The 20,703-nt window shown below is 66.2% G+C and carries 19 protein-coding genes; 8 read left to right on the top strand and 11 right to left on the bottom strand.

Annotation, left to right across the window (positions count from 1 at the left end; translation table 11 throughout):
• Positions 1-432: 432 nt before the first annotated feature.
• The 3 genes from BSF38_RS06700 (at position 433) to BSF38_RS32580 (ending at position 3,115) form a co-directional block, all read left to right on the top strand.
• Positions 433-1,647: a sodium-dependent bicarbonate transport family permease gene (locus tag BSF38_RS06700; protein WP_076350646.1), complete on the top strand. Its 1,215-nt coding sequence runs from the start codon at positions 433-435 to the stop codon at positions 1,645-1,647.
• Positions 1,648-2,320: 673 nt separating this feature from the next.
• Positions 2,321-2,743: a secondary thiamine-phosphate synthase enzyme YjbQ gene (locus BSF38_RS06695; protein ID WP_076344138.1), complete on the top strand. Its 423-nt coding sequence runs from the start codon at positions 2,321-2,323 to the stop codon at positions 2,741-2,743.
• A gap of 15 nt (positions 2,744-2,758) precedes the next feature.
• Entirely contained in the window at positions 2,759-3,115 is a 357-nt protein-coding gene (locus tag BSF38_RS32580) for a CPCC family cysteine-rich protein (protein ID WP_076344136.1), read from the top strand.
• A 228-nt stretch (positions 3,116-3,343) separates the two neighbouring features.
• On the opposite strand, the gene BSF38_RS06685 is transcribed toward BSF38_RS32580, so the two are convergent.
• Entirely contained in the window at positions 3,344-4,621 is a 1,278-nt protein-coding gene (locus BSF38_RS06685) for an SGNH/GDSL hydrolase family protein (protein ID WP_076344134.1), read from the bottom strand.
• Positions 4,622-4,756: 135 nt separating this feature from the next.
• Between BSF38_RS06685 and amaB the strand changes: the two genes are divergently transcribed.
• Positions 4,757-6,283, top strand: coding sequence for an L-piperidine-6-carboxylate dehydrogenase (gene amaB, locus BSF38_RS06680; protein ID WP_076344132.1), 1,527 nt, complete (start codon positions 4,757-4,759; stop codon positions 6,281-6,283).
• On the opposite strand, the gene BSF38_RS31240 is transcribed toward amaB, so the two are convergent.
• From BSF38_RS31240 to BSF38_RS06665, 3 genes are all read right to left on the bottom strand, one after another.
• The gene (locus BSF38_RS31240) at positions 6,278-6,997 is read right to left on the bottom strand and encodes a (5-formylfuran-3-yl)methyl phosphate synthase (RefSeq protein WP_168189322.1); all 720 of its coding nucleotides are present in this window, start codon (positions 6,995-6,997) and stop codon (positions 6,278-6,280) included. The genes amaB and BSF38_RS31240 overlap by 6 nt on opposite strands.
• Positions 6,998-7,017: 20 nt before the next feature.
• On the bottom strand, positions 7,018-7,611 hold the full coding sequence (locus tag BSF38_RS31235; RefSeq protein WP_076344130.1) for a DUF6580 family putative transport protein: 594 nt from the start codon (positions 7,609-7,611) through the stop codon (positions 7,018-7,020).
• An 83-nt stretch (positions 7,612-7,694) separates the two neighbouring features.
• On the bottom strand, positions 7,695-8,501 hold the full coding sequence (locus BSF38_RS06665) for an exonuclease domain-containing protein (RefSeq protein ID WP_076344128.1): 807 nt from the start codon (positions 8,499-8,501) through the stop codon (positions 7,695-7,697).
• Positions 8,502-8,542: 41 nt separating this feature from the next.
• On the opposite strand from BSF38_RS06665, the gene BSF38_RS06660 reads away from it, so the two are divergent.
• Positions 8,543-9,097: a CAP domain-containing protein gene (locus BSF38_RS06660; RefSeq protein WP_076344126.1), complete on the top strand. Its 555-nt coding sequence runs from the start codon at positions 8,543-8,545 to the stop codon at positions 9,095-9,097.
• 104 nt (positions 9,098-9,201) lie between these two features.
• Complete coding sequence (locus BSF38_RS06655; protein ID WP_076344124.1) at positions 9,202-9,549, top strand: hypothetical protein; 348 nt, start codon at positions 9,202-9,204, stop codon at positions 9,547-9,549.
• Between the two features lie 66 nt (positions 9,550-9,615).
• Here the strand turns inward: BSF38_RS06655 and BSF38_RS06650 are convergent, their stop codons facing one another.
• From BSF38_RS06650 to BSF38_RS06625, 6 genes are all read right to left on the bottom strand, one after another.
• Positions 9,616-10,806 (bottom strand): phosphoglycerate kinase, encoded by a 1,191-nt coding sequence (locus BSF38_RS06650; RefSeq protein WP_076344122.1) that lies wholly within the window; start codon positions 10,804-10,806, stop codon positions 9,616-9,618.
• A gap of 296 nt (positions 10,807-11,102) precedes the next feature.
• Entirely contained in the window at positions 11,103-12,107 is a 1,005-nt protein-coding gene (gene gap, locus BSF38_RS06645; RefSeq protein WP_076344120.1) for a type I glyceraldehyde-3-phosphate dehydrogenase, read from the bottom strand.
• Positions 12,108-12,424: 317 nt separating this feature from the next.
• Complete coding sequence (locus tag BSF38_RS06640) at positions 12,425-13,462, bottom strand: ABC transporter permease (RefSeq protein ID WP_076350644.1); 1,038 nt, start codon at positions 13,460-13,462, stop codon at positions 12,425-12,427.
• A 4-nt stretch (positions 13,463-13,466) separates the two neighbouring features.
• Positions 13,467-15,005 carry a sugar ABC transporter ATP-binding protein gene (locus BSF38_RS06635; RefSeq protein ID WP_076344118.1) on the bottom strand — a complete coding sequence of 513 codons (1,539 nt, stop codon included), beginning with the start codon at positions 15,003-15,005 and terminating at the stop codon, positions 13,467-13,469.
• Positions 15,002-15,976, bottom strand: a complete 975-nt coding sequence (locus BSF38_RS06630; protein WP_083712737.1) for a sugar ABC transporter substrate-binding protein — start codon at positions 15,974-15,976, stop codon at positions 15,002-15,004. The genes BSF38_RS06635 and BSF38_RS06630 overlap by 4 nt, the downstream gene beginning before the upstream one ends.
• The gene (locus BSF38_RS06625; protein ID WP_099091954.1) at positions 15,973-17,010 is read right to left on the bottom strand and encodes a nucleoside hydrolase; all 1,038 of its coding nucleotides are present in this window, start codon (positions 17,008-17,010) and stop codon (positions 15,973-15,975) included. The genes BSF38_RS06630 and BSF38_RS06625 overlap by 4 nt, the downstream gene beginning before the upstream one ends.
• Positions 17,011-17,282: 272 nt before the next feature.
• Here BSF38_RS06625 and BSF38_RS06620 point away from each other — a divergent pair, with 272 nt between their 5' ends.
• Both BSF38_RS06620 and BSF38_RS06615 read left to right on the top strand, forming a co-directional pair.
• Positions 17,283-18,227 (top strand): hydroxypyruvate isomerase family protein, encoded by a 945-nt coding sequence (locus BSF38_RS06620; protein ID WP_076344112.1) that lies wholly within the window; start codon positions 17,283-17,285, stop codon positions 18,225-18,227.
• Positions 18,228-18,356: 129 nt separating this feature from the next.
• A complete protein-coding gene (locus BSF38_RS06615; protein WP_076350643.1) occupies positions 18,357-20,093 on the top strand; it encodes a DEAD/DEAH box helicase in 1,737 nt (578 codons plus the stop codon).
• A 63-nt stretch (positions 20,094-20,156) separates the two neighbouring features.
• Here the strand turns inward: BSF38_RS06615 and BSF38_RS06610 are convergent, their stop codons facing one another.
• On the bottom strand, positions 20,157-20,633 hold the full coding sequence (locus BSF38_RS06610) for a PepSY-like domain-containing protein (protein ID WP_076344110.1): 477 nt from the start codon (positions 20,631-20,633) through the stop codon (positions 20,157-20,159).
• Between the last annotated feature and the right edge of the window lie 70 nt (positions 20,634-20,703).

Genomic DNA, 20,703 nt, shown 5'->3' with positions numbered 1-20,703 from the left:
CCCGGCTCACCCGTACCTGTCACGTCAAGGATTGACTTCGCGACGAGTGAATATTGCAGTCGTCACGGAGCAAGTTTTCCACACAAGGAGCCGTCTTTCATGAAATTCGTGCTTTCACCCAAGATCCTGGCGACAACCCTGGTCGCCCTCACGATCGTGGGGCTGCCGGCGCTGGCGGACGACCTGCGTGGGACGGTCAAATCCGTCGACGCGGCCAATTCTCGGATCATCGTCCATGACGCGAAGAACGATCGCGACGTGGTGGTGAACTACACCAAGTCGACGTCGCTGGGCAGCTCCAAGAGCGCTGCGCCGAATATCCGCGACCTCAAGGTGGGGTCCGAGGTCACGATCGCCGACTCGATCACGGCCGCGGCGATCACGGTCGCCGAGCCGACCGCCACGGCGTCCCCCGAGGCCGGGGGCAAGTCGATCCTCGAAGACTTCTGGCACAACTTCAAGCACAACCTGTTCAAGCCTCTGCTGCTGTTCTTCTACCTCGGGTTCCTGGTCCCGATCCTGAAGGTCCACTTCGAATTCCCGTACGTGATGTACCAGGCGCTCACGATCTACCTGCTGATCGCCATCGGCTGGCACGGCGGCGAGGAGCTGGCGCACCTCGACCCAGGTCAGATCAAGTCGATCGTCGGCTTTATAGGCGTGGGCTTCCTCACGAACACGGTCATCGGCATCCTCGCCTACATGATCCTCTCGGCGACGACCCGGATGCGGCGGATCGACAAGGCGACCGTGGCGGGGTATTACGGCTCGGACTCGGCCGGCACGTTCGTCACCACGCTCGGCGTCCTGGCGACGGCCCACGTCGTCTACGACGCGTACATGCCGGTCATGCTGGCCGTCATGGAAATCCCCGGCTGCCTCGTGGCCCTGTACCTCGTCGCCCGGCTGCGGCACTCGGGTATGGACCCGCTCGGCAACATGCCCGAGGAGGCCGGCTACGAGCCCAATGCCCGGCCGATCAAGCATGTGGTTGACACGGGACACGGCGAAGGCGGCGGCCACGATGTCGAGAGTCGTCCCGAGGAAGAAATGTCGCTCGAGAAAATGGAGCACCCCGACGCCAACGGCGGGCACCCGAACAAGAAGACCCCGATCTTCACCGGCAAACTGCTCCACGAGGTGTTCCTCAACACCGGGTTGTACCTCCTCTTCGGCGGCATCGTCATCGGCCTGATCAGCGGCATCCAGGGCCCCGAAGTGACGCGCGCCGACGACAGCTTCTTCGTCACCCTCTTCCAGGGCATCCTCTGCCTCTTCCTGCTCGAAATGGGCATGACGGCCAGCCGCAAGCTGAAGGACCTGAAGACCGCCGGATGGGCCTTCGTGGCCTACGGCATCCTCGCGCCCAACCTGTTCGCGACCATCGGCATCCTCGTCGCCCACACCTACGCCTGGGCGACCGGCACCCACTTCGAGCCCGGCACCTACGTTCTCTTCGCCGTGCTTTGCGGGTCGTCGTCGTACATCGCGGTGCCCGCCGTGCAGCGGTTGGCCATCCCCGAAGCGAGCCCGACGTTGCCCCTGGCCGCCTCGCTCGGTCTGACTTTCTCGTATAACGTCACCATCGGCATCCCGGTCTACATGGAGATCGCCAAGGCCGTGACGAGAAGCTTCCCACTCGCCTGACGCGACCGCTTTGGTCCGACTGACCAACCGACCGGCCCGCGTCCGGGGATTCGTTCCCGGGCCGGGCCGGCACACGTTTCACGGATTCTTCGTTCTTTGCATTTTTTCCGCCCGGATCACAACGTCTTGGACGAACCTCATTTACCCGCTGAAGTCGTGTCGGCGTGTTCATTACGTGGGACCGCCCTCGAGTCGCTGCATCCTTGACAACAGCCTTACTCCCGGGTCATCTGTTGCTCTCGTAGGCGAAGCGACCCCCGCGCCGACTTCGATCAGGCGCGGCGCGCCGGCCCCTTCGCCCACCCCGAAATCCGCATCGACCGACACAGCCCGACTCGCACGTTGAGATTCCCGCGCCAGGATCGATTCGATCCGGTTCGGGCGTCGCGCCCCGTCGTATCATTGATACGGCGACTGTCGATTCCAGCCCCGAACACGACGCACGCTTTGGCTTGATTTTCACAAGTCGAAGTGACGACTCACCCGTTCAGGCAAGGAGCGAACGCGAGCACCAAAGACTAGCGAACATTGATGCGTACCCGAGTACGGCCCTTCTCTCCTGATCCTGGGGTCGTTGATCAGGAGAGGGGACCGGCGCGACCTCATGCCGAGGTTCGCCGGTGGACGACATGGAGGTCGTCCCCGTCTCCATTTCTTCGAGGAAAGCCGCTCCATGAAATCGCTGACCGAGCACCTGACCTTCACCATCCCGACGCGCATGGGATTCCTCAACATCACCGGCGAGGTCGAACGACTCGTGCAGCGCAGCGGAATCCAGGAGGGCCTGGTCCTCGTCAATGCCATGCACATCACCGCGAGCGTCTTCATCAACGACGACGAATCCGGCCTGCACGAAGACTACAAGATCTGGCTGGAAGCGCTCGCGCCCTTCGACCCATCCCCGGCCCGCTACCGCCACAACCGGACCGGCGAGGACAACGCCGACGCCCACATGAAGCGCCAGATCATGGGCCGCGAAGTCGTCGTCGCCGTCACCAACGGCAAGCTCGACTTCGGCCCCTGGGAACAGATCTTCTACGGCGAGTTCGACGGCCGCCGCGCCAAGCGCGTCCTGGTGAAGGTCATCGGGGAATAATTGAGGAAAGCGTACATGCCGCATCCGTGTCCTGCCTGCGGGTTCGAGGTCTTCGATGAACCATCAGGGTGTTACGAAATTTGCCCTGTTTGCGGCTGGGAAGATGATCCGGTTCAACTGCGGTTTCCGGCGATGCAAGGCGGGGCGAACAGGGAGAGCCTTTTTGAGTTGCAGAAGGAGGTTCTTCAAAAGTTACCGCTTCATATAGTCGTTCATGATGGCTTTCATCGCTGTGTCGACTGGCGACCCTTGAACCAAGAAGAGGCCAGGAACACAGGAGGGACGCCTACGACCGGCAAAGGCTACTTCGATGCGGTCGACGCCGAAGAATCAAAGTATTGCTGGCAAATAATGGGTGGTCGTGGGATATAGAGCGGTTTGCGTTTGAGTTGTACACACGCCGTGTCCGAATTCCCTTCTCCCCTTGCGGGAGAAGGTGCCCCGCAGGGGCGGATGAGGGGTGTTCGATCGCCGCGGCGTCCGACGAATCCCTATGACTCCCCCCTCATCCGGCCTTCGGCCACCTTCTCCCGCAAGGGGAGAAGGCATGTTCGCAACAGCCTATTTCGATTATTGCCTGCAACTCAAAGGAAAACCGCGTTAGCGAGAACCGCCCTCAACCCGCCGTCGTTCGAGGATCAGAGCCAGGCGGCGGCCGACGCTGTCGCCCCAGAGGCGGCAGCCGGGGGGGGAGAAGTGGCCGTCGCCGAGGTGGCCGTTGAAGAGAGGGTTTGGGGTGGTGGGGTTGCCTGCGGCGGCGGCCTTGAGGGCGAGCTTGTCGGTCTCTTCGGAAAACTCTTCGATGGGATCGAAGTAGGACATGCCGCCGGCTTCGAGGATGTTCGAGATCCCGCCGGGATAATGTCCAGCGTGGCGCGGGCCTTCGATCTGGTTGACCCAGGGGGCGGGGACGGCGAGGCAGGGGATGCCACGCGCCTTGCAGAAGGCGTCGATCATGCCGATCCAGTAGCGGTTCTCCTCCCAGTCGCCACGTCCTTCGAGGACCTCGAACAGGTCGCCGAAATCGTTGGCGAACAGGCTCAGGATCACGAATTGCGGCTTGATCCGATCGGCGTACTCAATCAGCGTGTAATACTCCTGCTCGGGCGAGTAGCCGAGGTGCCCCGTGTTAAGAACCTCGATGGTCGTCTTGAAGCGTTCCTTGAGAAACCGCTTGAGGCACTCGCTGGGGGTCTCGTCGTCGCCGACGAACAGGCCCTGCATGTACGAATCGCCGAGCACGATCCCGCGCATCGCGGCCCCGACGTCGGGCTCGCCGCCGCGCAGACCCCACGAGTTCGTCGTCTGCAACGACTCCTTCACGACCACCGCGCCGGTGCCTTCGACGACCTCGTCGAACCGCGGGCCGTCGGGGATCGCGAAGTATGCCAGGATGCCCCCCTTCAGCTTCAGGTTGCGAACCCAGATCGACCGCAACGACGGCCGGAAGCGGTACGACCGGCCCGAATCGTCGGGCTCGAAGACGGTCGAGGGGAGCAGCAGCGTCTTGTCGAAATTCCCCCAGCGGAGCAGGGCGTGCGCGGGGTCGAGTCCCGCGTAGTCGAGTAGGCCCTTCATCTTCGGGTCGTACTGGTCGTAGGCGTCTTTCAGCTTGCCGCGCGCCTGCTTGATGTCGTAGAGCCGCCTGTGCCGCCAGTCGGCGTCGATCTCCGATCGGTCGATCGATCGTCCGACGGCGTGAAGGAGCGCCCATCTCGGCCGCGTCCACGCCCAGTGCGCAGCGTGCCGGCCGACGGTCGTGCCGCTCAGCAAGCCGACGACGATGGAAGCGGTGATCGTCAAGATCGCCAGCTTGAACCGGCGGGCCAGCCGAAGCCGTCGTTCGTTCGGGAGGACGCTGCTGCGAGGATGTGGCACGAGGGAACCTTATCGCGAGTCGTTCGGCTGTTTCGCAAAGAGCCTGCCGACGCATTTTATCCGCTCGGCGGCCGTCTCGCATTAAAATGGAGAGAGAGGTATCCGTCCCGCCCCAGGAACGAGGAGTGACGCACGATGTTCGACGACCTCCTGAAGCGACTCGGCGTCGAGCCGGTGAACCCGGGCGCCTGTCACGAGCGCTGGATCGATCACCCGGGGACCGAGGAGCAGGAATCGATCAACCCGGCGACCGGCCGGCCGCTGGCGCGGGTGAAGCTCGCGGGACGGGCCGATTACGACGAAGTCGTCGACCACGCCGTCGCCGCGTTCGCGAACTGGCGGACGACCCCGGCGCCGAGACGCGGCGAAGTCGTCCGGCGGATCGGCCAGGCGCTCCGCGAGCACAAGCCCGACCTGGGCCTGCTCATCACCCTTGAGACGGGGAAGATCCGCTCGGAGGGGGAGGGCGAGGTCCAGGAAATGATCGACATGTGCGACTTCGCCGTCGGGTTGTCGCGTCAGCTTTACGGCCTGACGATCGCCAGCGAGCGGCCCCGGCACCGGATGATCGAGCAATGGCACCCGCTGGGGCCGATCGGCGTCATCACCGCCTTCAACTTCCCCGCCGCCGTCTGGGCCTGGAACGCAATGGTCGCGGCCGTCTGCGGCGACACCGTCGTCTGGAAGCCGTCGCCGCTCGCCCCCCTGACCGCCCTGGCCGTCCAACGAATCGTCGGCCGGACCGCCGAGGCGGAGGGCTTCCCCGGCGTCTTCGGGCTCTGCATCGGGTCGACGGAGGAGGTCGGCGAGCGGATGCTGACCGACGCCCGACTGCCACTGATCTCGGCCACGGGAAGCTGTCGGATGGGCTACCACGTCGCCGAGGTCGTCGGGAGGCGGCTGGGACGGACGATCCTGGAACTCGGCGGCAACAACTCCGTGATCGTCGCCCCAAGCGCTGACCTGGACATGGCGATCCGCGGCGTCGTCTTCGCAGCCGTCGGCACCGCCGGCCAGCGCTGCACGACGGCCCGCCGGCTGATCGTCCACGAGTCGCTCCATGAACAGGTGATCGAACGGCTCGCGAAAGCCTACAGGTCGCTGTCGATCGGCGACCCCTGGCAAGGCGGCGTCCTCGTCGGCCCGCTGATCCACGAGCAAGCCGTGGAGGCGATGCAATCGGCGCTCCGGCAAGCCGAGGCTCAGGGAGGCACGGTCGTTTGCGGCGGCAAGCGGCTCGATCGGCCGGGGTGCTTCATCGAGCCCGCATTGGTGCGAGTGCTGCGCGGCATGCCGATCGTCGGCGAGGAGACCTTCGCACCGATCCTTTACGTGATCACTTACCGCGAGTTCGAGGAGGCGGTTGCGATCCAGAACGAGGTCGAGCAGGGGCTGACGTCGGCGATATTCACGCGCGACCTCGTCGAAGCCGAGCGGTTCCTGTCGGCCGCTGGGTCCGACTGCGGCATCGCCAACGTCAACATCGGCACCTCGGGCGCCGAGATCGGCGGCGCGTTCGGCGGCGAGAAGGCCACCGGCGGCGGTCGCGAGGCCGGGTCCGACTCGTGGAAGGCCTACATGCGGCGGCAGACCTGCACGATCAACTACGGCGACCAGATCCCGCTCGCCCAGGGGGTCCGGTTCGACGTCGAATCCTCATGACGGCACGAACAACCCTCGCACGATCGCGGCGAGTTCCGAGACTCGACGCTCGTCGATATCCCCACGACGATCCCCGTACTCGCACGCCGCGCCCCGCACCGCGATCAGGTCCGGTTCGAGCGCGGCGAGATTCTTGATCGTCTCGGGAGTCAGTCCCCCCGCGATCGCGAGCTTCAGGTGCGCCGCCCTCACGCGCTGCGCCCACGGCAGCCAACCGGAGTCGTCAAGCCGCGCCGATTGCGACTTGTCGAACGTGTCGACCAGAACGCCGACGATGGCGGGCGTGGCGATGGCGAGGTCCAGAATCTCGTCGGGGCTGGGCGCCCCGGCCGTCTCCCAGTCGGCGTAGACCACGGCGATCCAGCGGCATCGACGCGTCGGGATGCGATCCCGAAGCGCCCGCCAGTCGTCGCGCCAGTCCGGCCCGGCGTGAGCCAGGCCGAGCTTGCAATAGGCCACGCCGTCGAACGCTCCGAGAGGGAGCGCCGGGCCTTGGCCGACTTGCCACTCGGTCAACTCCCCGAGCGCGACGCTCATGGGGATGTGAGCGGGAACGAACCGGCGCACGTCGCGCCAGATCGCCACGGCGGCCCGGCCCAGCGAGCCCTCGTCGGGCTCCTTGACGTCGATCACCAAGGCGCCGGCGGCCGCGGCTTTTTTCGCTTCATCGGCCGACCGGACGCTTACCAGCAATTCCGCCACGGGGATCGACACTCGCTCTCTCGCCAGGGAATTCAAGAGCGGACCGAGTCGTCCACGGTCGCGACGTCGGCCAGGCTGTAGCGGCGGGCCGCCACGAGCGTGTAGACGTGGCTGACCAGAGCGCCGAGGCTGAACAGAACCGCCGTGCCGATCAAGTCGGCCAGGAGGGTCTTGTCGAAGAACGGGATGGCGGCGACGTAGCAGGCCAGCAGGCCCGACAGGTTCATCGGGTAGAGCAGCCCCTCGGCCCAAACCGCGAAGTTGCTGGTGAGGAACAGCAGGCCGGACGCCGCGAGCGACAAGACCGGCAAGAGCGCCGGGCCGACCTTCGGGCGGTTGGCCAGCGGTCCGATCAGGGTCGTCAACGCAAACGCGCCGTAAACGGCGATGCGGGAGTAGATATGGTACTCGGCGACCCGGTTGATCGCAAAAAAAGCGCCGCCTACGCCGAAGTCCATCAGCATATCGGAGATCACGAGCGCGGAGATGGGCACGGCCCACGCCCACCGCAGCGGAAGCTTGGCGCCGGCGTAAAGCGAGACCGCGCCCATGGGAACGAGATTCCACGGGTGGGGGATAAGCCGGTAAACGACCGTGACGGCAATGAGGGCGATGGCCTTGAGCATGATTCAACCTCGGCAAAAGTCGACTGAGCGGGTTCTTACAATGTATCGGTTCAGGGGTTCGTCAGCAATATCCCGACGAGCGTTCAGGGCGCGGCGACAGCCTCGTACTCGCGAATCCGATCGAGCCTGAAGAACTTCTCGCGCGAGCCGACATGGCAGAACGCCACGACGTACGCCACGCCCCCCTTCTGGGTGAACCGGCGGGGGCTGATCTCGCGACGGTCCGCGCCGCGCGTCCCGCCTTCGTAAACGATCCAGACCCGTCCCCCCTCGCGGGCCACCCGGTCGAGGCTCTCCCAGCCTCGGGGCGGCTGGGCCGCAACGGATGGATCGTGGACTGGATATGAGACCAGCATTCCGGGCGGCGCGTTCGGGCCGTCGAGTCGGAGCCAGACGTCCTTGACGACCAGGGCGTCGCCGAGCGCTCGGTGACTGACTTCCGAACCGAGCCGGAAGTGATCGATGAGGCGGTCGAGGCGGTGGCTGGGCAGCGCCGGCAACCGGCGTCGCGAGAGGGCCAGAGTATCGTGGACCAGGCAGGCGGGCGTCGGCATTCCCGCGCGGCCGAGTTCCCGTCCCAGAAACTTGGCGTCGAAGCCCGCGTTGTGGGCGACGAGCGGGGCTCCAGGCACGGTTAGGACGAATGCAAGAAATCTGGGCAAGACGTCCGAGGCGATCGGTGCCCGGGCGAGTTCCGAATCGCGGATGCCGTTGACCGCCTGCGCGCCGGGCGAAGTCGGGCGTTGCGGGTTGATCAACTGCTCGAAGCGGTCAAGCTCACGGCCTTGGGCGTCGAACCGCACGGCGCCGATCTCGATGACTCGGTCGAATTCCACGTTCAGGCCGGTGGTCTCCAGGTCGAACGCGATATACTGGTCGGTTGTCGGCATCCGTCTCATCTCTCCAGCAGCCGCGAGACGACGATAGGATCATGTTCGCACGCCGGATCAATCGCCGGACCGCCCTGGCGTCGTCCCTCGGGATGTCGGTCGTGTTCCACGGCTGCGCCATGATCGGGTTCTGGACGCCGCAACAGCCGCCCCCCTCCGACCCCAATTGGCCCGCGCCCGACCGACCGGCGAAGCTTGATCTGGACGACGTCCGCGACGACTTGCTCGCCCTCCACAACAAGCACCGGGCCGTCGAAAAGCTGCCGGCGCTCGCCGTCAGCTTGAGGCTCCAGGCCGCCGCCCAGGCGCACGCCGTGGAGATGGCCGAACGCCGGAAGATGACCCACGCCGGTGCCGACGGCTCGACGGTTCTGGAACGGGTCCAGGACCAGGGCTATCGTCTGCGGCGTTGCGGCGAGAACATTGCCTACGGTCATTATACCCCCGAGCACGTCATGCGAGGTTGGCTCGACAGCCGGCCCCATCGGAAGAACATCCTCGGCAGCTTCACCCAGATCGGCATAGGCTACGCGACCGCCAAAAACGGCACGCCGTACTGGTGCGTCAATTTCGGACTTCCCGCCCGGCCGCGCTGACGCGCCCGGCTCCGATTCGTCGTGTATGCTTCACCGGATCAATGACGGAGCATTGCCGCCATCTCCCGACGGTGCGCAGTTATTCGTGGGAAGGATCGAGGAAAATGGCCACGCGAAACAGGTTGGGTCTGGCGTTCTGCTGCGTCCTGATCCTCGCGGTCGCCGGCTGTCAGACTTCCGGCTCGCGCCGGGCTGCGGCGCCGGTGGAGCCGTCGTTGTCGTCGAGCGTCGGCGGCGAGGACAGGACGATCATCGAGGAGCCGCCGGCCCGGACGGTCAGTTACGTCGACCGCCACCCGCTGTTCTCGAAACCTCGGGAATATTACGAGAATTCAACCAGCAACAGCACGATCGTCAAGGCGGCGACCGCGACCTTCGTCGGCGTTCCGGTCGGCTTCTACAGCGAAGTCAAGCAGATCTTCGTCGGCGCGCCTCCCCCCGTCGTGCGTTGAAAAGCACGCCCCGCGGCCGGCTGGCGGCGGCGGGGCGTTGGCGTTCGGAAGGGGGAGCCCAGCGACTCAGCGGTCCGGGATGACCTTGAGGGAGTTGAACTGCTTGCCCTCGAGCGATTCGAGGAACGCGCCGCCGCCGGTGGAGACGTGGCTGACCTTGTCGGCGTAGCCGAACTTCTCGACGGCCTCGGCCGATTCGCCGCCGCCGACGGCGGTGACGCCCGGCGACTCAGCGAGAGCCAGGGCGACCGCCTTGGTCCCCTTGGCGAAGGCTTCGACCTCGAACATGCCCATCGGGCCGTTCCACACGACGGTGCCGGCTTCGAGGATGATCTGGGAGTAGAGGGCGATCGTCTTGGGGCCGATGTCCATGCCGAACCAGCCGTCGGGAATCTCGGGGCCGTCGACGACCTTGGTCTGGGCGCCGGCCTCGGGCTTGTCGGCGATCAGGTGGTCGACCGGCAGGACGATCTTGCCGCCGGCCGAATCGAGCAGGTTGCGGGCGACGTCGAGCTTGTCGGCCTCGACCCGGCTCTTGCCGATCCCGTGGCCCTGGGCCTTCAAGAACGTGTAGGTCATGGCCCCGCCGACGAGAAGCTTGTCGACGCTCTTGAGCAGGGTCTCCATGACCAGGATCTTGTCGGAGACCTTGGCCCCGCCCATGACGGCGACGTACGGGCTCTTGGGGTTCTTGAGCAGGGTGTCGAGGATCTTCAGCTCTTTCTCGACCAGGAAGCCGATCGCGCGCTTCTCGGAAGGGAACTGCTCGGGGACGGCGACCATAGAGGCTTCGTCGCGGTGGCAGGTGCCGAACGCGTCGTTGACGTAGGCGTCGGCGAGACTCGCCAGCTCCTTGGCGAACGCGGGGTCGCCCTTCTTCTCGCCCTTGTTGAACCGGACGTTCTCAAGGACCAGAATCCCGCCCGGCTTGAGGTCGGCCGCGAGCTTCTTGGCGCTCGGTCCGACGGTGTCGTCAGCCTTCTCGACGGGTCGGCCGATCAGCTCCTGGAGCTTGGCCGCGACCGTGTCGAGCTTGAACGGAGCGTCGGCCGCCGGGTCGCCGGTGGGGCGGCCGAGGTGGCTGACCAGGATCAGGCTGCCGCCGCGGTCGAGGACGTCCTTGAGCGTGGGCAAGGCCGACCGGATCCGGCGATCGTCGGCGACCGCTCCGTCCTTGGTCTGGGGCACGTTGAAATCGACCCGGACGAGGACTTTCTTGCCCTTCACGTCGAGATCGCGAACCGTCTGTTTCGGCATCGATTATCCCTGAATATCAGGCGTCGAGTTGCGGGAGGAGCGGGGGCTTGGAATGAGGTCGCAGCTCTCCGAATACAAGCCCGAAGCGCCAGCGAGTGCATGTTTCGGACGGCCGGCGGAGAATGCACTCGCTGGCGCTTCGGGCTTGTATTCGGAGTCAAGCATCACGGCCACTTGACGCCCAGAATAGGAGTCGGGTCATCAGCCCGCGCATGCGGGCCTCGGCTTGTTTCGCGGCTGGGCCGGTCTCGCGCCTTCCCCCGCGAGCGGAGGAAGGCGCGATCGACCTTGTCGACTCAGTACGCGCCCAGCTTGCTGATCAGCTCGGCGGTGCGGTTAGAGTAGCCCCATTCGTTGTCGTACCAGGCGACGGTCTTGACGAGGGTGCCGTCGATCACGATCGTCTGGTCGGGGACGAAGATGCACGAGTACGGGTTGCCGACGATGTCGCTGGAGACGATCGGGTCCTCGTTGTACTCGATGATGCCCTTGTACGCCCCTTCGGCGGCGGCCTTCATGGCGGCGTTGACCTCTTCCTTGGTCACGCTCTTCTTGAGGACCGACGTCAGGTCGGTCATCGATCCATCGGGCACGGGGACGCGGACGGCGAAGCCGGTGAGCTTGCCCTTCAGCTCGGGGATGACCTCGCCGACGGCCTTGGCGGCGCCGGTCTTGGTCGGGATCACGTTCACGGCGGCCGCGCGGGCGCGGTACATGTCGCTGTGAACCTGGTCGGCGACGCGCTGGTCGTTCGTGTAGGCGTGGATCGTCGTCATCAGGCCCTTCTCAATGCCGAAGGTGTCGTTGAGCACCTTCGCCATCGGGGCCAGGCAGTTCGTCGTGCACGAGGCGTTCGAGACGATTTTGAGCTTCGGGCTCAGCACGTTGTCATTGACGCCCAGGACGATGGTGGCGTCCAGCTCGTCCTTGGCGGGGGCGCTCAGGATCACGCGCTCGGCGCCGGCGTCGATGTGCTTCTGGAGCTGTTCGCGACTGGTGAAGAAGCCGGTCGATTCGAGCACGACCTGGGCGCCGAGCTTCTTCCACGGGATGTTGGCCGGGTCGCGCTCGGTGGTGATCGCGATTTCCTTGCCGTTGACGACGATCGACTTCTCGCGGCCTTCGACCGTGCCCTTGAATCGACCGTGGACGCTGTCGTACTTCAGCAGCAGGGCCAGGTGCTTGGGATCGGACAGGTCGTTGATCGCAACGACGTCGAACTTCTCGGGCTGTTCGGCCAGCACGCGGAACACCAAACGCCCGATTCGACCGAAACCATTGATACCGACACGCACGGACATCTCAAAACCTCCTGGGACACTCGGCGAATTCAATCGACAAGAAAGGGGTTTCGCCAAAGTATGTTCAAGCTTCACATTTGCGGAGCATGACGTTCCGACCGGCCTCGCGGGCGTCCCTCGATGAGAAGGATTTGGAGGGGCCCGCGGCTCCGACGGCCCTGCTCACTCCGCTGGGGAACAGGTGCGCCTTTCCATAGAATCAGACCGTATTTGCGACCGATTGGCAAGGGATCGTCCCACCGGACCCTGACCCCAAGCTTGCACTCGAACCTACGAATTGAGAGCACCGAAGCCGATTTCACCCATGACTGCCCCCATCATTGATCGATGGTTTTTTGGAACCGGCGCAACGCCCGGAACGCCGACTCGCCCCAGCGCCCGCGGTGGACGTCGGCGATCACAGCCAGCACGATCACCGCGCCGCTGATCAGCCGCTTGGCGGGTTCGCTCGCCCCGACGTGATCGAGGCCCGTCTGAAGAACGGCGATGATCAGAACGCCTAGAAAGCTTCGCAACACCGATCCGCGCCCGCCCATCAGGCTGGTGCCGCCGATCACGACCGCGGCGATCGCCCCGAGTTCCATGCCGATGCCGCCGTTGGGGTCGGCCGACGAGACCCGAGACACCTGGAACACCGCCGCGACCGCCGCCGCCAGGCCCGAGAGCACGAACGTCGCCAGCTTGGTCGGCCGGGGATCGACGCCCGAAAGCCGCACCGCCTCCTCGTTCGTGCCGATCGCGATCATGTACCGGCCCATGACCGTCCGGGTCAACAAAATATGCCCGAGCGCGACGATGACCAGGGCGACCAGGAAGCCGGTCGAGGCCCCGAAGCCAGGGAGCGGCCGGGCGATCCACTCGACCCGAGGGCCGAGGTACTTGGTCTCCGACCGGGTGATCAGGTACGTCGCCCCCCGGGCCGATTCAAGCATTCCCAGGGTGACGATGAACGAGGGGATCGACCACATCACCGAGACCATGCCGTTGATCAGCCCGCAGCCGGCCCCGACCGCCAGGCAGGCGAGCAGGGCGACGGGAAACGGCAAGTTCCAGTCGGCCATCGCGATCCCCAGCACCGCGCCGGAAAGGGCCATCACCGAGCCGACCGAGAGGTCGATGCCGCCGATCACCAGAACCAGCGTCATCCCCACGGCGACCACCGTCAGGTCGGCGAACTGGTTGACGATCGTCTTGACCGTCTGCGGCGTCCAGAAATGGTTGCTGAACGACCCGAACAGCAGGATCAAGACGCCGAGCACCACGAGCATGCTCAGAACGTCCCCCGCGCTCCTCCATCGGGCGAGGCCGGGGGCCTTGGTCGTGGGGTCCGGGTTCGTTGGGAAAACGGTCGTCATCAAATCAGGCTCCGACTTCTTCGGTCGTGTTCGTGTAGCCCCGGAAGGCGGCGGCCAGCAGGTTTTCGTGAGTCCACTCGCCCCGGCGGAAGGTCTCGACCAGCCGGCCGGCGGAGATCACGGCGATCCGGTCGCAGACGAGCATCAGTTCCTCGACCTCGCTGGAGACGATCACGATCCCCTTGCCGCGCTCGGCGAGATCGTCGATCAGGCGGTAGACGGCGAACTTCGCCGCCACGTCGATCCCCCGCGTCGGCTCGTCGAACAAGACCACCTCGGGATCGTGGAGGAGCCAGCGGCCGATCACCACCTTCTGCTGGTTGCCGCCGCTCAACTGCTCGACGGACTGCTCGATCGAGTCGCATTTGAGATGCACCCGACGGCCGATCTCGACCGCCTCAGCCCGCTCGCGACGGCCGCTCAGCAACCCCAGCGCCGACTTGAACGGCCCTAGCCGACCGAGCGTCAGGTTCATCCGGATCGACCTTGGGATCAACAGCCCCTCGGTCTTGCGATCCTCGGGCACCATGCCCACGCCCGCGCGAACCGCCTCGCGGGGCTCGCGGAACCGGCGCGGGGGCGAGCCGGCCACCGAGACGTCGCCCGACTCGGCCCGATCCGCGCCGAAGATCGCCCGCAACAGCTCGGTACGGCCCGCTCCGACCAGGCCGGAAACCCCCAGAACCTCGCCCCGACGGACCTCGAAGCTGACGTCGCGGACCCGGTCGCCGCGCGACAGATTGCGGACGTTCAAAACGACCTCGCCGGGCGTCCGTGAGTGCCGCAGGTCGTCGCGCGACGGGTTCGAGCCGACCATCAGCCGGACGGCCTCGGTCAGGTCGAGTTCGGCGGCGGGACGAACGGCGACCAGCCGGCCGTCGCGGAGCACGCCGATCCGATCGGCGATCCGGCGGACCTCGTCGAGGCGGTGGCTCACATAGACGATCGCCACTCCCTGCGACCGCAGCCGGCCGATGTGCTCGAACAGGCGGTCGACCTGCGGGGACGTGAGCGCGGCGGTCGGCTCGTCGAGGATCAAGACCCGGCACGGCCGGCTCAGGCTGCGGGCGATCTCCACAAGCTGCTGCTCGCCGACGCCCAGCCGGGACGTGGGACTCTCCGGGTCGATCCGTTCGAGGCCGACGTCGGCGAGGGCCTCGGCCGCCATCCGCCGGAGCGGACCGAACTGGACGAGGCCGAGCCGGGTCGGCAGGCGGTCAAGGAACAGGTTCTCGGCGACGGTCAGGGTCGGCAGGAGGGTCAGCTCCTGCTGGACGATCTGGACGCCGAGCGCCTCGGCCTGCTGCTTGTTCGCCGGCCGGTACGACTGGCCTCCGAGCGTCAGCGTCCCTTGATCGGACGCGACGAGGCCGGCGACGATCCGGGAGAGCGTGCTCTTGCCCGCCCCGTTCGCCCCCATCAGCGCGAGGACCTCGCCTGGCATCAGGTCGAGGTCGATCGCGTCGAGGACGGGCGTGGCGTAACTCTTGCAAATCCCGCGGATCGTCAGCATCGGCTTGATGGCTTCCCCCGACTCGGTCATTTCTTGACGACCAGATCGACGGGGGTCGTCTTGTCGACCAGGGGCTCTTTCGACTTGAGCGCCTGGAGGGCGTAGTCGATTCCGAAGACCGCGAGCTGGTCGGCGTGCTGGTCGGCCGTGGCGAGGATCGAGCCTTCCTCGATCGCCGCGCGGACCGCCGTGATGCCGTCGTAGCCGACGATCTGGACCTGTCCCGCCCGGCCTGCCGCCTTCACGGCCGCGAGCGCCCCCAGGGCCATGCTGTCGTTGCAGCATAAGAGGGCCTTGATCTGAGGATGCTCGCTGAGCATGGCCGACGCCACACGGTTGGCCTGGTCGATCTCCCACTGGGCGCTCTGCGAGTCGACGATCGTCAGGCCGGCGGCTTTCACCGCGTCCTGAAAACCGAGGAGCCGCTGCTGGCCGTTGAAGGCCGTCTTGAGCCCCTCGACGATCGCCACCGGGTCGCCGGCCTTGAGCTTGCCGGCCACGAAGTCGCCGACCATCTTGGCCCCGGCGCGGTTGTCGGGCCCCACGAACGGAACCTTGATCTGCTGCTCCGCCAGCACCTGATCTTCAAGCTTGTTGTCGATGTTGACGACGACGATCCCGGCCTCCTGGGCCCGCTTGCAGGCTGAGACCAGCGCCTTCGAATCGGCCGGTGCGATCACGATCGCCGAGACCCCCTGGGCGATCAGGTCGTCGACGATCGCCACCTGGCGGGCGAGGTCGCGCTCGTCCTTGATGCCGTTGACGATCAGCTCGAAGTCGGCGGCGTGGGCCGCCTGGTGCTTCTTCGCGCCTTCGGCCATCAGGGCGAAGAACTCGTTGGCCAGCGACTTCATCACCAGTGCGATCCGAGGCTTGCCCGACTTCTCCGCCGCCTTCGGCCCCGCGCCCGGCGTGGCGTCGTTCGACCCGCAGCCGGTCGCCGACGCCAGGATTGCGACCGCGACCGCCAGCCTCGTACTCATCAGAATTTGTTTGTTCATTTCCCCGCCTCCGCGCGAGGGCAAGGCGGCTGGCTGGAGAGCTGGACGAGGGCTTCGAGAACGCGGGCCCTCCGCGCGTCGTCGGGGAGGACGAGGAACCGCGAGCGGCCCTTGGGGTTCTCGACGTACTTCGTGAACCCGTCTTTCTCGACGGTCACGTCTCCGGGTTTCGAGAGGTCGAAGTAGCCGCGATCGGGCTGGATCGCATAGAGCACACTCGTCAGGTCCCAGGTCGGCCGGTTGTGCGGCGGCGGGATGTAGAGGATGTACGCCTCGGCCAGCGGGTGGTGAGCGACGTAGCCGTAATCGCGCTCGATGCTGGTCGCGGGGTAGGGGAGCGAGATGCCGATCTCGAAACCGCTGAAAACCATCTCGGTCGGCCACTTCTCGACCAGCTTCGCACAGCTCGGCACGTCCTTGACGACGTTGTATTCGAGGTACCGCTTGTTGCCTTCGATCGGCTCGAAGGCCCCCGCCATCAGCGACAGGAACCGGACCTTCGCCTTCACGAGGTCGACGCCCGAGAGGGGCGAGATCGCGTCCGGCGGCGAATCGAGGAGCTGCGCGAGGTTGGTCGAGAACCCGACCTGGGCGATCACCACCGATTGGTCGGGCTGGGCCGCGAGCGCCTTGCGGAGGACCGTCACGGCGGCCGGGGCGGTGGTCAGGTCGTGCGGATAGCGCGGGCGGCCGTCGTCTTTTTGGTCGGCGAGGACCAGGTACTTGCCGTTCTCGACGACGCCCCCCTTGCCGACGACGCCGATCGGGATCTCGCCGCGACCGTAGAACGTGTTAACGGCGTCGACGAACTGAGGCGCCTTGTCGTTGTCGACCGTCACCGTCACGGCGAGCAGTCGGCAGGCCCCGCGCGACTGGAGGGAGTGGATCATCCCCAGCGCCAGGACGTCGTCGCAGTCGCCGCAGATGTCGGTGTCGAAGATCAGGCCGACGGGTTCGGCCCCAGGGGCGGCGCCGTCTCCCAGCAGGCCCAGGAGGGCGGCTCCGGCGATCAGGGTTTTCCAGACGGCTCGCATCATCGTCCTCGCATTGGGGCTCGACCCGGCCGTTGGCTTCGGTCCGGTCGGGGGCGGTTGGATTCAGGGCAGGGGGCTACTATACGGAAGGGACAGAGAGGGGGCAACGATCTGGCGGAGCCGCCCTCACGCTCGTTAGAACCGGCTGGATCTCCGCGCGCCCGGCGGCGGTTGCATCTCGCAAATCCAGGCGAGCTAACGTATCGTGGGTGTACCGCCTCATGATCACGGCTCGTTCCCCGGGCCGATTCGTGGAAGGACCTCCCACTTTGATGAACGAATTCGACGGCTCTCGCGCGGACTCCCCCGACCGGGCCTCTCGGCGCGACCTGCTTCGAGCGGCCGCCGGCGCGGCCGTTCTGGGACTGGGAAGCGGCGCTCAAACCGTGAAGGCTGCGACGATGACAGAACAGGCGTCCGCGATCAAGAACGGCCGAATCAAGCAATCGATCGTCCACTGGTGTTTTGAACCCTACTGGAACATCGACGAGTTCATCAAGCAGGCCAAGGCGCTCGGCTGCACGAGCATCGAGCTGGTCCCGCCGCAGTACTTCCCGAAGCTCAAGGAAGCCGGCCTGACCAACGCCATCGGCCAGATCGACATGAGCCCCGACCCGCCGTTCATGAGGGGGTTCAACAACCCCAAGCACTGGGACAAGGTCATCAAGGCGACGACCGACGCGATCGACGCCTGTTCCGAATACGGCTACAAGAACGTGATCTGCTTCACGGGCTACGCCGACGGCCTGTCGGCCGAGCAGGGCGCCGCCAACTGCGTCGAGGGCTTCAAGAAGATCGTCGGCCACGCCGAGAAGAAGAACGTCGTCCTCTGCCTGGAGATGCTCAACTCGCGAGTCGACGACCACCCGATGAAGGGGCACCCCGGCTACCAGGGCGACCACACCGATTACTGCATCGACATCATCAAGCGCGTCGACTCGCCGAATTTGAAGCTGCTGTACGACTTCTACCATGTCCAGATCATGGACGGCGACCTCATCAAGCGGCTGCGTCAGCACCGGCGGTACATCGGCCACATCCACACCGCCGGCAACCCCGGCCGTTGCGAACTCGACGCCAACCAGGAAATCCAGTACCCCGCGCTCATGAAGGCGCTCCTGGAGATCGGCTACGAGGGACACGTCGGCCACGAGTTCATCCCCACGCGCGACCCGCTCGAAGGGCTGCGCGAGGCCGTGGCCTTGTGCGACGTCTGAGATCGATCGACGGAGACTCGGGCGCCTCGACCGCTGGTCGGCGGGGCGGCCGGGATCTTGATAGACGGCCGGCGTCGGCCGTGAATCGACACGAAGTGGAGACCAGAATTGAAGGGAAAGGTTGACGGGATGGCAGAGCGAGGATCGAAGAAGGCGGCGCTTCCGGGCTTTTCGTCGTTGGGCCTGGACGCCCGGCTCGTCGAGGCGTTGACCGGACTCGGTTACGAGGAGCCGTCGCCGATCCAGCGCGAGGCGATTCCACCGTTGCTCACGGGCAAGGACCTCGTGGGCCAGGCCGCCACCGGCACCGGCAAGACGGCCGCCTTCGCGCTGCCGCTCCTTCATCGGCTGTCCTTGGAAGACAAGAAGCACGCCAAGCCGTACGCGCTGGTGCTGGTCCCCACGCGCGAACTGGCCATGCAGGTGGCCGAAGCCGTCCACCGCTACGGCCGGCCGATCGGCGCGGTGGTGATCCCGGTTTACGGCGGCCAGGCGTACGGCCCTCAGATCCGGGCCCTTGACCGCGGCGCCGACGTGGTGATCGCCACGCCCGGTCGAGCCCTCGACCTCATCAAGCGGAAGACGCTCCGGCTTGAGGGCGTGCAGATCGTGATCCTCGACGAGGCCGACGAGATGCTCGACATGGGCTTCGCCGAGGACATCGAGTCGATCCTCTCCGACACCCCCAAGCAGCGGCAGACGATCCTCTTCTCGGCGACGCTGCCCCCCCGGATCGCGGCCATCGCCCGCAAGCACCTCACCGACCCGCTCAAGATCCAAATCCAGCCCGAGCCGTCCGCCGCGGGGACCGTCCCGCTCGTCCGGCAGACCGCCTACATCGTCCCCCGGGGACACAAACTGGCGACCCTCGGCCGCGTCCTCGACATCGAGAACCCGACCTCGGCCATCGTCTTCTGCCGCCGCCGCAACGAGGTCGACGAGCTGGCCGAAACCCTCAACGCCAGGGGCTATCGAGCCGAGGGGCTGCACGGCGGCATGACCCAGGAGCAGCGCAATCGGGTCATGAAGAAGTTCCGGAGCGAGACCGCCGACCTCCTGATCGCCACCGACGTCGCCGCCCGAGGGCTCGACATCCAGCAGTTGTCGCACGTCATCAACTTCGACGTCCCGGTCGAGGCCGAGTCGTACGTCCACCGGATCGGCCGGGTCGGCCGCGCGGGCCGCGAGGGGATCGCCATCACCCTGGCCGAGCCCCGCGAGCACCGGCAGCTTCGGAGCATCGAGCACGCGACCGGCCAGAAGATCCTCATCGAGAAGATCCCCACCGTGGCCGACCTCCGGGCTCGCCGCCTCGAACTGACCCGCGCTTCGATCCGCGAGTCGATCGTCGCCGGCGACCTGGAACGGTACCGGGTCGTCGTCGAGTCGCTGGCCGGCGAGTTCGACGTCATGGACGTCGCGATGGGGGCCGTCAAGCTCCTGCACCAGGCCAACGGGTCGGAGGATCAGGACGCCGAGGACATCCCGGACGTCGAAGTTCAGCGCGACCGGCCGTTCCGCGACTCTCGGGGAGGCGGAAGCCGCCAGGCCCCAGCCCGAGGTCCGCGTGAGCGTCGCCCCCCTGGCGGCGAGGATCGCGGCCAGGGCGATCGTGGCGGCGGCATGATGACCCGCCTGTTCGTCGGCGCCGGCCGGGCCGCCGGCGTCCGTCCGCAAGACCTTGTCGGCGCGATCACCGGCGAGGCGGGCCTCACCGGCCGGCAAGTCGGCGACATCGACATCGCCGACCGCTTCTCGCTCGTCGAAGTCCCCGAAGACCTTGCCGAAACCGTCATCACCGCCCTCCGCAACACCCGGATCAAGGGCCGCAGCGTGACCGTCCGCCGCGAACGCGCGCAGGACTGAACCCCTACCGGCGATCAGCCGGCGTCGGCCTCTGGAAGGCCGACGCCGGAGCGTCGTCGGCAGTCAGTCGTCCACGTCCTCGATCACGCCGTCGGGTCGGATCTTGACCTCCTGGGTCTTGCCGCCGGCCACGACCACCACCTTGAAAACCTTCGTCTCCCGGCCTCGGTCGATGTCGACGTGCTCCTCGGCGGTCGCCAGCGCACCGTCGAGATACTGCTTGGCGAGCGAGTCGGCCACGGCCCTCGTCAGGTCGGCGGGATCGACCTCGCCCTCGATCTCCTTGAGCGTCCCCTCGGAATCGACCTCGACTTTGAATCGCTTGCCGTGGTTCATCAGGGCGACTTCATACGCCGTTCCGTCGTGGTCCACGTCCTTCTCGGTCTCGTCCAGGATCACGCCAGCCGGGTAGATCGCCTTGACGGCGGCCAGAACGGGCCCGGGAACATGATCGAGCGCCACGCCCTGATCGGCGGCGATCACCGTCGCGGCCAGCGACATGAAGAGTGCTCCCGCCGCTTCCAACATCAGGATCTTCATCGGTTCCTCCTCGACTGGATGTCCAAGCGCCCGGCGAAGCCGACCCTTGCGCGGGCCGAATCCGCTTGCC

It is taken from the genome of Paludisphaera borealis, from assembly GCF_001956985.1.
GTDB lineage: Bacteria > Planctomycetota > Planctomycetia > Isosphaerales > Isosphaeraceae > Paludisphaera > Paludisphaera borealis.
This window is presented reverse-complemented; position numbering and strand designations above follow the sequence as displayed.